The 13,818-nt window shown below is 43.8% G+C and carries 11 protein-coding genes; 6 read left to right on the top strand and 5 right to left on the bottom strand.

The window, feature by feature from the left end; translation table 11 throughout:
* Positions 1-3: 3 nt before the first annotated feature.
* The 5 genes from ACS8FC_RS10610 to ACS8FC_RS10590 all read right to left on the bottom strand — a co-directional run bounded on the left by ACS8FC_RS10610 (position 4) and on the right by ACS8FC_RS10590 (position 4,320).
* Complete coding sequence (locus tag ACS8FC_RS10610; RefSeq protein ID WP_439296727.1) at positions 4-1,122, bottom strand: DNA topoisomerase IB; 1,119 nt, start codon at positions 1,120-1,122, stop codon at positions 4-6.
* Positions 1,123-1,306: 184 nt separating this feature from the next.
* Positions 1,307-1,591, bottom strand: a complete 285-nt coding sequence (gene ppnP / locus ACS8FC_RS10605; protein ID WP_439296725.1) for a pyrimidine/purine nucleoside phosphorylase — start codon at positions 1,589-1,591, stop codon at positions 1,307-1,309.
* 122 nt (positions 1,592-1,713) lie between these two features.
* A protein-coding gene (prfB, locus tag ACS8FC_RS10600) for a peptide chain release factor 2 (protein ID WP_299219459.1) occupies positions 1,714-2,809 on the bottom strand; the annotation gives its coding sequence in 2 pieces (ribosomal slippage) (positions 1,714-2,736 and positions 2,738-2,809; 1,095 coding nt in all).
* 178 nt (positions 2,810-2,987) lie between these two features.
* A complete protein-coding gene (locus tag ACS8FC_RS10595; RefSeq protein WP_299219458.1) occupies positions 2,988-3,695 on the bottom strand; it encodes an HAD family hydrolase in 708 nt (235 codons plus the stop codon).
* A gap of 88 nt (positions 3,696-3,783) precedes the next feature.
* On the bottom strand, positions 3,784-4,320 hold the full coding sequence (locus ACS8FC_RS10590) for a gamma carbonic anhydrase family protein (RefSeq protein ID WP_439296723.1): 537 nt from the start codon (positions 4,318-4,320) through the stop codon (positions 3,784-3,786).
* Between the two features lie 497 nt (positions 4,321-4,817).
* On the opposite strand from ACS8FC_RS10590, the gene carA reads away from it, so the two are divergent.
* The 6 genes from carA to ACS8FC_RS10560 all read left to right on the top strand — a co-directional run bounded on the left by carA (position 4,818) and on the right by ACS8FC_RS10560 (position 13,810).
* Positions 4,818-6,059 (top strand): glutamine-hydrolyzing carbamoyl-phosphate synthase small subunit, encoded by a 1,242-nt coding sequence (gene carA / locus ACS8FC_RS10585; protein ID WP_439296721.1) that lies wholly within the window; start codon positions 4,818-4,820, stop codon positions 6,057-6,059.
* A 166-nt stretch (positions 6,060-6,225) separates the two neighbouring features.
* On the top strand, positions 6,226-9,489 hold the full coding sequence (carB, locus tag ACS8FC_RS10580) for a carbamoyl-phosphate synthase large subunit (RefSeq protein WP_439296720.1): 3,264 nt from the start codon (positions 6,226-6,228) through the stop codon (positions 9,487-9,489).
* A gap of 252 nt (positions 9,490-9,741) precedes the next feature.
* On the top strand, positions 9,742-10,218 hold the full coding sequence (greA, locus tag ACS8FC_RS10575; RefSeq protein ID WP_299219453.1) for a transcription elongation factor GreA: 477 nt from the start codon (positions 9,742-9,744) through the stop codon (positions 10,216-10,218).
* A gap of 293 nt (positions 10,219-10,511) precedes the next feature.
* The gene (locus ACS8FC_RS10570) at positions 10,512-11,465 is read left to right on the top strand and encodes a hypothetical protein (protein ID WP_439296718.1); all 954 of its coding nucleotides are present in this window, start codon (positions 10,512-10,514) and stop codon (positions 11,463-11,465) included.
* Positions 11,466-11,657: 192 nt separating this feature from the next.
* Positions 11,658-12,926: a putative DNA modification/repair radical SAM protein gene (locus tag ACS8FC_RS10565; RefSeq protein ID WP_439296717.1), complete on the top strand. Its 1,269-nt coding sequence runs from the start codon at positions 11,658-11,660 to the stop codon at positions 12,924-12,926.
* Positions 12,927-12,937: 11 nt separating this feature from the next.
* Entirely contained in the window at positions 12,938-13,810 is an 873-nt protein-coding gene (locus tag ACS8FC_RS10560) for a TIGR03915 family putative DNA repair protein (protein ID WP_439296715.1), read from the top strand.
* Positions 13,811-13,818 lie beyond the last annotated feature (8 nt).

Raw genomic sequence — 13,818 nt, 5'->3', positions numbered from 1 at the left:
AATTCATTCTAATGTACTTAAAAACCCAAGTAACGCTTTCTCTTCACAGCGTTGATATTCTTTAGTGCGTCCACGACGTGCTTGTTTATAGGGCTCAAAAAACTCTCCCGCTAAAAACTTCTCAAGAATGACGGGATGAATATAGGAAGCTCGGCACACGGCGGGCGTATTGCCTAGCTCATCCGCCACATCTTTGACCATATCCGTAATGAGCTGTTGGCGCTCGTCGCTTTCAGGCGCACTTGTCAGTATCTCCTTGCCTACTGACGTTTGCAGCTCATCGTAAAGGTAGCTGGCCGCCAGCACACTTGCCATCCATGTGCGAAAGTCCTTTGCGCTATACATCTTGCTTTCACAATCATTGTCGCAAGTGTGCATCCGTAAATAGTCATTAATATCTGCACTATCAACGACTTGCTTATCGCCATTGTCATCCAAATATTTGAAAATCTGATAACCGGGCAGCTCACTACATGCCTGTACAATGTCAATTAAACGCTCGTCCTGCAATTCAATATGATGCTCCTTCGAACTTTTACCAACAAAATCAAACGCCAGCCCGTTGTCTGTTTCGCTCACATGCTTACTGCGTAAAGTACTGAGACCATAGCTTTTATTGAGTTTAGCATAGCGGCTGTTACCAATACGAATCAAGGTCGTCTCAAGCAATTTGACCACTGCAGCCAATATATTGGCGCGTGATAACGACTGCGTATCTAAATCTTTTTCGACTTGTGCGCGTAGGTTTGGTAATGCTTCTGCAAAACCTATCATGGCATCAAACTTAGCCTGATCACGGATATTGTTCCATGACGGATGATACAAGTACTGTTTGCGTGCTTTGTCATCGCGACCCGTTGACTGCAAGTGGCCTTTGTCATCTTGGCATATCCAAACCTCTGACCACATCGGTGGAATAACCAAAGCGTCAAAACGCTTACGCAACGCTTTATCTTTCACAGTTTTGCCAGTCGCATCACGATAGGTAAACCCGCGCCCCCAACGTCTACGTGTAAATCCAGGTTCATCGTCGCTTACATAACGCAGATTGGCACGGCGCGCTAAAAGCTCATAATCATGACGCCTATCTTCCGTAATTGCTTGCTGGTTTTCCTTTGCCATAAAACAGTACGCCTATTGAAAGTTATTGTTTTAGCATAATTAACTGTCATTATTTTTGCTGTTTACTTGCCACAGATAAAGTGTAATGCTGTGTAAAACCTAGCTTATCAGATTCCCACAAAAAAACGCCAAGCGTTAACCACTTGGCGTTTTTTTAGCTAATATGTCTATAAGTTAAAATCTACTATTTACCATAAACACATAAATAAGCCGTTTCTACTTCAACTTTGACATTAAATTTTTTATTGGCTTCAATAGTAAATTGCTCGCCAGCATTAAACGTTTGCCATTCATCGTTTTCTGGCAGCTTTACCGTCAACGCTCCACTAACGACTGTCATGGTTTCAAATTCGCTAGTGCCAAATTCATACTCACCAATACTCATGACACCGACAGTAGCTGGCTTAGTCGCCGTCTGAAAAGCAATAGAAGTGACTTTATCATCAAAATAATTATTTACGCTTAGCATAACTTTTCCTTAAGTAATTTTTGTTTCGTTACCCAACTATCAACCTTATGAATTGCTGTAGGCGGTGGCTACGTCAAAAAGAGTAGAGAATTAAGAGTAGGGATTTATTCTTAAAAACACCCCTACAGTCCCGCTTTTAGGCTCGCTTCGATAAATTGATCGAGATCGCCGTCTAATACTGCACCGGTGTTAAAGGTCTCAACACCCGTACGCAAGTCTTTGATACGTGAGTCATCCAGCACGTATGAGCGAATTTGACTGCCCCAACCGACATCAGATTTGTTATCTTCAACCGCTTGTTGCGACTCCATACGTTTTTGCATCTCAAGCTCATAAAGCTTAGCACGTAGCATTTTCATCGCAGTGGCCTTGTTACCATGTTGGCTACGCTCATTTTGACAAGTCACGACTACGCCACTTGGCTCGTGAGTAATACGTACCGCAGAATCCGTGGTGTTCACGTGCTGACCACCCGCGCCCGATGAACGATAAGTATCAATACGCAAATCCGCTGGATTAATATCAATCTCGACATTATCATCGATTTCAGGCGAAACAAAAACAGCAGCAAATGAGGTATGACGGCCATTATTACTATCAAATGGTGATTTACGGACTAAGCGATGCACGCCAATTTCGGTACGTAACCAACCAAACGCATAATCGCCCTTGATTTCAATCGTGGCTGACTTGATACCAGCGACGCTACCTGACGACACCTCAATGACATCGACTTTAAAGCCATGCGCCTCTGCCCAGCGCGTATACATGCGCAGTAGCATTTCGGCCCAATCTTGCGCTTCGGTGCCGCCGCTGCCCGACTGTATATCTAAGTAGCAGTTATTTGGATCCATCTCACCGCTAAACATGCGACGAAACTCTAAGTCCGCAACGCGCTTCTCCGCATCGTCGAGCTCGGCTTGTACATCAGCAAGCAACGATTCATCTTCTGCTTCTACTGCCAGCTCCAGCATGGCAGATGCATCTTCTAAGGTGGTCTCAAGCGAAACCACGACATCGATGACCCCATCAAGTTGGCTTTTTTCTTTGTTAATCTTAGTGGCACGCTCGGGGTCATTCCATAGCTCAGGGTTTTCCAATTCTAAATTGACTTCTTCTAAGCGTTCTTGCTTACCATCGAAGTCAAAGATACCTCCGCAAGTCCTGCCCACGCTCAGATAGATCTTTGATTTGTTCTTGATACGGATTGATTTCCATAGGTTTTCCTGTGTTTATTAAGTAATAGTGTCTATTGTAGGCTGGTTTTTTAACCCAGCTTCAGGACTTTACAAATTTAAAATGCTGGGTTAAAAACCCAGCCTACGCCAAAAAAAATAATTATTAAAAGCGATATTGTAGACTACTCATTGCAATGACGTTGCTGAATAATGAAAAGCTAAATCGACCAATCTTCTACTGCCCAGCGATGAGCAAGCGCATGCGCATGCAGTGCATCATCAGGTGACACGCAAATAGCCACATCGGCCCAATCTAATAGTGGGATGTCATTTTTGGAGTCTGAATACGCATAAGTTTTCTCAAACTTAACTCCTGCTATTTGCTGCTTATCAAGCCACTTATCAAGATGATAAATTTTGCCCGCTTGAAAGTTTGGCTTATCAGTCAATTTGCCAGTATAGCGTTCGTCTTTAATTTCAAGCGGTGTGGCAAGCACATTGGCATCCGTAATGCCAAACCGCTCAGCAATGGCAGACACCACAAAATCATTGGTCGCAGAAATAATCACGACATCATGACCTTGCTCAATGTGCTGACACAGTACTTCCATCGCTTTTGGACGAATATGAGGCTCAATTTCACTTTTAATATAATCTTCTCGTAATTCGTGCAATCTATCCATTGGCAAACTGCTCAAAAACTGCGCGACAAATTCATTATATTCCGTCGCATCAAGAGTGCCTTCGATATAGTCCTGATAAAACTTTTGATTGGCTGTGCGATATTCGGCTTCATCGACAAGATCATGTTTGACGATATATTCGCCCCATAGATAATCGCTATCGACATCGAGTAAAGTGTGGTCTAAGTCAAATAACGCCAAGGTGCGGGCTACAAAAGCAGTATCGATGTTTTTGGTGCTCATATTGAAGTGCTCATTAGAAATAAGTGTTGGTCAGTACGTTTCGATATTGTTGAATTAGTATGTTGATAAATTAGACATTAATGCTCAACTATTCTGGTTGTTCAACCTCGACCAGACCAGTTTTAAACTTCTGGCAACGCGCCGCATAATGCATAGCAGACTCTTTTATCATAGCCGCTTGCTCATCAGTCAGAGTTTTGACCACTTTTGCAGGCGCACCCATCACGAGCGAATTATCTGGAATCTCTTTGCCTTCAGTGACTAAGGCTTTGGCACCGATGATGCAGTTTTTGCCAATTTTAACATTGTTTAATACTACAGCGCCGATGCCAATCAGACTATTATCATCCACTTCGCAGCCGTGCAGCATGGCTAAATGCCCAATAGTAACATGATTACCAATTTTGACTTCAATACCTTCATCGGTATGGATAACACTATTCTCCTGCACATTACTATAATCACCAATATGAATGCGCTCATTGTCACCGCGAATGACCGCGCCGAACCAAATACTGGCTTGATGACCTAAGTAAACGTCACCGATGACGCATGCTGAATCTGCGACCCACCCGTTGAATGGAACAGCAAACTCAGGGGTTTTGTCTAAATACTGATAAATCATAACGGATCCTTGTTTTAGTTGTACGTGTTGACTTTATTATTTATTGGATATAATTAAGTGCCGTCCATTGTGGCAAAGCTATGCCTTAAAATCCAGCCGTTTTGATCGTAGACTCATAGTTATATTAACTTTGAGTAAGCAATTAGATATTTTAGTACTTAGGTTATTCTTGATTTTTGGAATAATCAGTTGCAACTATCATTTAATAAGTGATTATTAACCTTGCTAATCGGCTAGCTATATTGGCATATATTGTATATAATGCGCAAAATCTGTGCCTAAGCGAGCGGACATGATGCAAGTTACCTATTCACTACCCAGTGAGTTTTGTAGTTTTCATCAATAATGTCTTCTCGCTTTTTTGTGGAAAATTTTTGACTTTAGCCCTTTTTTATTCTGGTTTTGACGGCAGTTATAACAGTATAGATAGCGATTATAGGCCAATATTTGAATCAACACATTATAATGGCACTCACCAATAATAGTGGAGGCAACCCTTGAGTTCATCGACAGAAATACAAGCAATTTTGGCACTAGCAGACGGTACGATTTTTCGCGGTGTCAGTATCGGTAGTCTTGGTCATCGTGTCGGCGAAGTGGTTTTTAATACAGCCATGACAGGGTACCAAGAAATCCTGACCGACCCAAGCTACGCACGCCAGCTAGTCACTCTCACCTATCCACATATTGGCAATACTGGTACTAACGCTGAAGATGTTGAGTCTGGTAACGGTCATCAAGTCTGGGCAGACGGTCTGATTATCCGCGATGCGACGATGGTTACTTCAAACTTTCGTAATTCAGAATCGTTGAGCGATTATCTGCAAAATCATGATACAGTCGCCATTGCCGATATTGATACCCGTCAATTAACACGTTTGTTACGTGATAAAGGTGCACAAAACGGCTGTATTCTAACTGCTTCTAATGGTGAAACTATCAGCAGCGATGATGAGCAGCAAGCCATTAAACTAGCACAAGAATTTGCTGGCTTAGAAGGCATGGACTTAGCAAAAGAATGCTGTACGCCAACAACGTTTGAGTGGACAGCGGGCAGCTGGGATTTATCAGATACTCTACTCAACCGTGATGTACCCGGTAGCCATGATAGCGGTACAGGCGGCTTCTTTAAGCATTTAGGTACGCATGTTGAAGCAAAGTATAACGTTGTCGCCTACGACTTCGGTAGTAAAACCAACATTCTACGTATGCTAGTAGATCGTGGCTGTCATGTGACCGTCGTGCCAGCACAAACACCGATCAAAGACGTGCTCGCGATGAATCCAGACGGTATTTTCTTATCAAATGGTCCTGGCGACCCTGCTGCCTGTGATTACGCTATCGATGCGGTACGTCACATCATTGAAGAAACCGATATTCCAACTTTTGGTATCTGCTTAGGTCATCAGCTGATTGGTCTTGCCAGTGGTGCCAACACCATCAAAATGAAAACTGGCCATCATGGTGCCAACCATCCTGTACAAGATTTAGCCACTGGTACAGTTATGATTACCAGTCAAAACCATGGTTTTGCGGTTGATGAAGACACGCTACCTGACAATGTGAAGTCTACCCATCGCTCATTATTCGACGGTACTAACCAAGGGATTGAGCTGACCAATAAACCAGTCTTTAGCTTCCAAGGTCACCCAGAAGCCAGCCCTGGCCCGCATGATGCTGCGCCACTGTTTGATAAATTTGAAGAGATGATGGCAGCTGCTAAGACGGCGAAGGCTTAAAGTCTTGACAACCAGTCATTAACCATAAGTAGATAGTCAACTGTCGAACAATAAATATAACGCTTGAATCATTAATAGCGGTTTAAGCGTTATCATACAAAACACGATAAGCCCTATAAAAGTATAGATTCACTAAAACATCATTTAAACGAAGGTAGCCCTAACTATGCCAAAACGTACCGACATAAAAAGCATTCTTATCATTGGCGCAGGCCCTATCGTCATCGGTCAAGCATGTGAGTTTGACTATTCAGGCGCGCAGGCGTGTAAAGCGCTACGCGAGGAAGGCTACCGCGTCATCTTGGTCAACTCAAACCCTGCCACCATCATGACCGACCCTGTCATGGCTGACGCGACCTACATCGAGCCAATCACTTGGCAGACGGTCGAGCAAATCATCGCCACTGAGCGCCCTGACGCTATTTTGCCAACGATGGGCGGACAGACCGCGCTTAACTGTGCGCTAGATTTAGACAAGCATGGCGTACTGACCAAATATAACTGCGAGTTGATTGGTGCGACCAAAGATTCAATCGAGATGGCAGAGGACCGCGAGCTGTTTGACCAAGCCATGAAGCGTATTGGCCTTGAATGTCCGCGCGCTGAGACTGCTGAAACCATGGAAGAAGCCTTTGCGACCCAAGAAAAAATGGGCTATCCGTGTATCATTCGCCCCTCATTTACTATGGGCGGCTCAGGTGGCGGTATCGCTTATAACCGCGATGAGTTTATCGAGATTTGTGAGCGCGGGTTTGATTTATCACCGAACCATCAATTGCTTATCGATGAGTCATTAATCGGTTGGAAAGAGTACGAGATGGAAGTGGTTCGTGACAAAAACGACAACTGCATCATCATCTGCGCCATTGAAAACTTTGACCCAATGGGCGTCCATACTGGTGACTCTATCACCGTTGCACCAGCACAAACTTTGACCGACAAAGAATACCAAATCATGCGCAATGCTTCATTAGCAGTACTGCGTGAGATTGGCGTAGAAACTGGCGGCTCAAACGTACAGTTCGGTATCAACCCTGACACGGGTCGTATGGTTGTCATCGAGATGAACCCACGCGTCTCACGCTCATCAGCATTAGCATCAAAAGCCACAGGTTTCCCGATTGCTAAAATCGCGGCAAAACTGGCGATTGGTTATACCTTAGATGAATTACAAAACGACATCACTGGTGGTGAGACTCCTGCCAGCTTTGAGCCTGCGCTTGATTATGTGGTCACTAAGATACCGCGTTTTAACTTTGAAAAGTTCCCACAAGCGGATAATATCCTATCGACGCAAATGAAATCAGTCGGTGAAGTCATGGCAATCGGTCGTAACTTCCAAGAGTCTATGCAAAAAGCCCTGCGCGGTATGGAGACAGGTGCTGATGGTTTTGATGAGCAAATCGATCTGGCAAAAGTACCTGCTGACAAAGCGCGTTCTGAGATTATTAACCGCCTGACTATTCCAACGCCTGAGCGTATTTACTATCTCGCTGATGCTTTTCGCGTCGGCATGAGTGTCGATGAGGTATTCAACTTTACTAAAATTGACCCGTGGTTTTTGGTACAAATTGAAGACATTGTCAAAACCGAAGCACAAGTGAAAACCTTAGGCTTTGGCGGCTTAACTGAACAAAATATGCGTAGCTTTAAACGTAAAGGCTTATCAGACCTGCGTCTGGCGAAATTACTTGGTGTATCGCAAAAGCAGCTACGCAAAAAGCGTTGGGATCTAAACGTCTATCCAGTCTATAAGCGCGTCGATACCTGTGCCGCAGAGTTTGCTACCAGCACCGCTTATATGTACTCAACCTATGACAGCGAATGCGAAGCTAACCCAACCGACAAGAAAAAAATCATGGTCATCGGTGGTGGTCCTAACCGTATTGGCCAAGGTATTGAGTTTGACTATTGCTGTGTACATGCAGCGCTTGCCATGCGCGAAGATGGCTTTGAAACTATCATGGTCAACTGTAACCCTGAGACGGTTTCGACCGATTATGACACCTCAGATCGTCTTTACTTTGAGCCAATCACCTTAGAAGATGTGTTAGAGATTGTGCGTATCGAAAACCCAGACGGCGTCATCGTACAATTCGGTGGTCAAACCCCATTGAAACTTGCTCGTGCACTAGAGTCAGCCGGCGTCAAAATCATCGGTACCAGTCCTGATGCAATTGACCGTGCTGAAGACCGTGAGCGCTTCCAGCACATGATCCAACAACTAGACTTAGTACAACCATCAAATGCGTTGGCGACCAGTTTAGAAGACGGTTTGGTTAAAGCTAAAGACGTTGGCTATCCGTTAGTGGTACGCCCCTCTTACGTCCTAGGTGGTCGCGCCATGGAAATTGTCTATAACGAAGATGAGCTGAGACATTACTTGCGCACTGCCGTACAAGCATCCAATGAAGCACCAGTCCTATTAGATCGCTTCTTGGACGATGCCATCGAAGTTGATGTCGACTGTGTTTGTGACGGTAATGATGTCGTAATCGGCGGTATCATGCAGCACATCGAACAGGCGGGCGTACACTCTGGTGACTCTGCCTGTTCACTGCCGCCTTACTCGCTCTCTGATGAATTATGCGACGTGATGCGCGCGCAAACCGTTGCTATGGCAAAAGAGCTTGGCGTTATCGGTCTGATGAACGTACAGTTTGCCGTAAAAGGCAAAACGGTCTATATTTTAGAAGTTAACCCACGTGCTGCCCGTACCGTACCGTTTGTCTCTAAATGTATCGGTACGTCATTGGCACAAGTGGCAGCGCGCTGTATGGCTGGCACCTCGCTTAAAGATCAAGGCTTTACCAAAGAGATTGTCCCTGCATTTTATGCAGTAAAAGAAGCCGTATTCCCATTCGCCAAATTCCCTGGTGTCGATCCAATCTTAAGTCCTGAGATGAAATCAACCGGTGAAGTTATGGGCGTTGGTAAGACCTTTGGCGAAGCATTTTATAAAGCCGTGATCGGTAGTAATGAGCGTCTGCCAGGCTTGCCAACGGCAGACGAAACCAAGACTGCTTTTATCTCAGTTCGTGATAGTGACAAAGCACAAATCGCTCCTATCGCACGTCAGTTGGCAGACTTTGGATTTGATATCGTTGCTACTACTGGTACCCAAAAAGTACTGAGCGATGCAGGTATTGAATGTCAGCAGATCAATAAAGTTACTGAAGGTCGTCCGCATATCGTTGATGCCTTGAAAAACGGTAAGATTAACCTTATTATCAATACAACCGAAGGCAAACAGGCACAGGAGGATTCGTTCTCCATTCGCCGTAGTGCGCTCCAAGGTAAAGTATTTTATGTCACAACCTTAGGTGCAGCAGATGCTGTTTGTAAATCCTATGCGATTGACTTGCCATTTGATGTGTATAAGTTACAAGATTTGCATGAGCAAGCAAAGGTAGTTGACGCGACCGAATAAATTCAGTAAATTAACCATAATCGTAACCTTACCTTAATAGTATAATTTTTAAAAAGCATAGTGGCTTAATTGCGACTATGCTTTTTATCACGTAAGTTTATTGTAAGATACCAAATCAATTGTTGAATCCTTAACGTTTTAAAGATTGAACAACACAAAAACCATCTTTTTTATATTTCACATTTATTGTAATAACATCGACACCATCTCATTATGAGGTGGTGTGATGTTATTGGTTTAAGGAAAAAAACCATGCAACGTTACCCTATGACTCCACAAGGGCATGCCGCCTTAGAAGCCGAATTAAAACAACTAAAAAGCGTCGACCGTCCACGTATTACTGCTTCTATCGCTGAAGCTCGTGAACATGGTGACTTAAAAGAAAACGCTGAATATCATGCTGCCCGTGAGCAGCAAGGATTTTGTGAAGCACGTATCCGTGATATCGAAGCCAAGCTTGGCGGAGCTCAAGTCATTGACCCTACAACCTTAAAACAAGAAGGTCGTGTGGTGTTTGGTGTCACTGTCGTCATTGAAAATATGGATACTGAAGAAGAAAAACATTATAAAATCGTCGGCGATGACGAAGCTGATTTTAAAGTGGGTAAAATCTCTGTCAACTCCCCTATTGCCCGTGGCTTAATCGGTAAGTTTGAAGGCGATGAAGCTCGTATTGAAACGCCAAAAGGTGTGGTTGAATATGAAGTAATGAAAGTCATTTATGGTTAGTATAGAGACTTGGAATTATTGTTTATTAGCTACTGACTATAGAGTCCTTTGACAGCTATTTAGCTTTTGTAAATTACACAATTGTGCTTTTCTACTGATATTTTTTTAGTGCATAATTGTTTGGATTCAAATTAATACTTATCCTGTGATTGGTATCTGTCAAGCTGGCGGTTGCCATTAAGATTTCCACCCTTGTGGGTTGACACGGTCTACAGTGTTAGCTTACAAGGGTTTTTTCTATTTATATAATACTTATCTTAGCTTTATTTACTATCATCTGAAAGGACTCTGTCATGACCATGAATATTAGTGCGCCAAAAACACTTAACAAAAATCAGTTCGTATACATGAGAGTAACTCTTTTTAGCATATTGATTGGTTGTGTTCTTGCTACTTCTATGGCAAATGCTGCTTCTAAAATTGCTATTGGTCAGCCTACTACTGGCAATACTACTGTGGTCGAGCAGCACTCTAATGGCAAAAACGCGACCATTACTGCGACGCCTAATGGTATTACGATGCAAGACGGTCTACCGTTTTCAGTCGCTCAAATCTCCAATGTGCCACGCTATACTATTCATCAAGGCACCACTCAGGGCAGTACAACGATCACGACAGTTCCAGTTGATACGCTACCTCTTAATACCATACCAGTGACCAAACAAGTTACTCAAGCAGGTGTCCTAACCACTCCTGTAAATACAGTAGCCCAAGTACTGCCTGTTGCTACTAGTAATGAGATGCCAGTGTTGAATCAAACAACTAGCGCCCAGCCAACCATTAATCAAACTGTTACTAGCCAAGCAGTGACCAACCAAGTCGTCTCTATAGCAACATCTTTAGATACCTTACAACTACAACCAACTTTTAGCACACCCGATATCGTTGGCGCGCAAACTAAAATCATGAAAATTCTAAAAAATAGCGAGGGCCGCGACATGGCCGTACCGGCCAATCACGTCGCGCCCGGTGATGTTATTGAATACCACACCACTTATATCAATACGACTGCGCAGCCAGTGAGTGATATCAATGCAAAGGTGTCATTACCAAGCGGCGTCAAACTGGTGTCTTTAAACAGCTCGCTACCGACGTTTGCGACCACTGGTGGTGACAACTATCAGACCATCAAACAAGTTGGTAATACTGTCGTTGTTCAAGAGAATTATTCTGGTCTCAAATGGAACTTAGTCAACCTCGATGCTAATACGCCGCAGACTGTGATTATACGCGCTAAAGTTCAATAATCATCTATCCTACTATGGCGTATGCTGTTTTGACACATCACTTTATAAAAGGTCTTGAATGTTCAAGACCTTTTCTTGTTTCTTTATACGACACTATCTGTCGTGTTATACCCCTAATTCTTCTATAAATCCAATGACTTAGCGTTAATTTTGATAAAATAGTACTCTACTAATGAATGGGCACTATAACTTATGGCAACCATCAATTACGATCGATTACAAGGCAAACTTAACATCTTAGCGGACGCTGCTAAGTATGATGTTTCTTGCTCATCCTCAGCTGGCACGCGTAAAAATCAAGGTGGCGGACTCGGTGACGCTTCTGCGACAGGAATCTGTCACAGCTATACCGAAGACGGTCGCTGCGTCAGTTTGCTTAAAATTTTGCTGACCAATCATTGTATCTATGACTGCGCGTACTGCACCTCACGCAAAAGCAATGACACACCGCGCGCCGCTTTTAGTGTTGAGGAAGTGGTTGATCTGACCATGCAGTTTTATCGCCGTAACTATATTGAAGGGCTGTTTCTCAGCTCTGGTATCTTTAAAAGTGGCGACTATACGATGGAACGACTGGTCGAGGTCGCTAAAATCCTGCGTACTCGTGAGCGCTTTAACGGTTATATTCATCTAAAAACCATCCCTGGCGCGTCAAAAGAGCTGCTACTAGAAGCAGGGCTTTATGCTGATCGTCTCAGCGTCAATATTGAAATTCCAACCAAATCGGGTCTGGCTTTGCTTGCGCCAGAAAAGTCGCACGACGAGCTAAAAGCACCAATGGAAACGGTAAAAGAAGAGATCATCACCATACGTGAGAGCCGTAAAACACACAAAAAAGCACCAAAGTTCACTCCAGCAGGTCAAACCAGTCAAATGATTGTTGGCGCGAGCAATGAGACTGACTTACAAGTGATTCAGTTATCGAGTCATTTTTATAAGCAGTATGATTTAAAGCGGGTTTACTACTCAGGTTACGTGCCGATGCTGTCTGATAATCGCTTACCAGCCATCGGCACGCCAGTACCGATGGTGCGTGAAAACCGCCTATACCAAGCTGACTGGCTGATGCGTTTTTATGGTTTTGGCGCGCATGAAATCGTTGAGCCTGAGTCGCCATTTTTGGATTTAGACTGTGATCCAAAACTCGCTTGGGCTATCCGTCATCGCGAGCATTTTCCTGTCAATATTCAAACAGCAAGCTACGAGATGATTGTACGCATTCCAGGTATCGGCACCAAAACCGCCAAAAAAATAGTCAAAGCGCGTAAGTTTAATCAGTTGACGCTTTATCATCTCAAAAAAATGGGCGCTGCGGTCAATCGTGCCAAATACTTTATTGCTACTACAGGTAAAAACGAGCATCTTGCGCATTTAACACGTGACAACTTTCGTCAATACGTACTGGCGCAGACGCAGACTAAGTACAAGGATCAACGCAGTGGGCAACTGGCACTGTTTTAAAAGGAGTGTATATGCTAGAGCTGGCCCCAAACACCACGTACTCTGTTGGTCAATTGACACCCAGCATTGTACTTTACGAGCCAAGTTTTGAAGGTTGGCTAAGTGCTGTCTTCTATGTTTATGCTAATAAATTACAAGACGATGAAGCACTACAATTAATTGCCCAAGACTGTTATGTACCTTCTTTGATTGCTCAAGCAACCAGCGTTGTGCCTAATGAAGAAAATGCTGAACGTGTATTGGTAAAACTAAACCAGCTATTAGGTCGCTCAGGTATGCGCAATTTACTTTGGGGGTTTTTGTCTGAAAAGGATGACATTGGTACCACTTTATTTCAAGTAGTCAAATATGCTATTGACTACCCTAGTCGCCATGTTATGCAGGACTTGGGTAACTTGAACATACTTGAGCTGGTACAAACTGTAAAGTCTGTCGGACGTGAAAAGCACCGTATGGAAGCCTTTGTGCGTTTTGAGCATACAACCAGTGACATCTATTTTGCCCGTGTTGAGCCTGATTTTAACGTCTTACCGCTGATTGGGGAGCATTTTCGGCAGCGCTATCAAGATCAGCATTGGGCCATCTATGATCTGGCTCGTGACTATGGCATTTACTATAATACGAGTCAAAGCACGCCCACGCGCCCCGCTGCCCTACAAACCATCACTGAGCTTGATGAGGCAGTCCTTCGTCATCCTGCCAGTATTCATAGTGAGGACGAACAGCGCTATCAAAAATTTTGGCAAGGTTACTTTACCAACGTCAACATTAAAGAGCGCAAAAACCCTCGTTTGCACAGACAGTATTTACCGCAGCGCTATTGGAAATACTTAAGCGAAAAGCAAATATTGCCCAATGCTGAACACTTGCAAAAGCGTCGTTAGCCACTTAT

It is taken from the genome of Psychrobacter sp. 1Y4 (assembly GCF_051847555.1).
The sequence above is the reverse complement of the archived record's forward strand: the minus strand, read 5'-3'. Positions and strand labels throughout refer to the sequence as shown.

Excerpts from the sequence above, each read along its gene's own strand:
- ACS8FC_RS10595 (WP_299219458.1), bottom strand. The coding sequence starts at position 3,695 with ATGAGCACCAAAAACATCGATACTGCTTTTGTAGCCCGCACCTTGGCG.
- ACS8FC_RS10610 (WP_439296727.1), bottom strand. The coding sequence starts at position 1,122 with ATGGCAAAGGAAAACCAGCAAGCAATTACGGAAGATAGGCGTCATGAT.
- ACS8FC_RS10560 (WP_439296715.1), top strand. The coding sequence starts at position 12,938 with ATGCTAGAGCTGGCCCCAAACACCACGTACTCTGTTGGTCAATTGACA.
- ACS8FC_RS10590 (WP_439296723.1), bottom strand. The coding sequence starts at position 4,320 with ATGATTTATCAGTATTTAGACAAAACCCCTGAGTTTGCTGTTCCATTC.
- ppnP (WP_439296725.1), bottom strand. The coding sequence starts at position 1,591 with ATGCTAAGCGTAAATAATTATTTTGATGATAAAGTCACTTCTATTGCT.
- carB (WP_439296720.1), top strand. The coding sequence starts at position 6,226 with ATGCCAAAACGTACCGACATAAAAAGCATTCTTATCATTGGCGCAGGC.
- ACS8FC_RS10565 (WP_439296717.1), top strand. The coding sequence starts at position 11,658 with ATGGCAACCATCAATTACGATCGATTACAAGGCAAACTTAACATCTTA.
- greA (WP_299219453.1), top strand. The coding sequence starts at position 9,742 with ATGCAACGTTACCCTATGACTCCACAAGGGCATGCCGCCTTAGAAGCC.
- ACS8FC_RS10570 (WP_439296718.1), top strand. The coding sequence starts at position 10,512 with ATGACCATGAATATTAGTGCGCCAAAAACACTTAACAAAAATCAGTTC.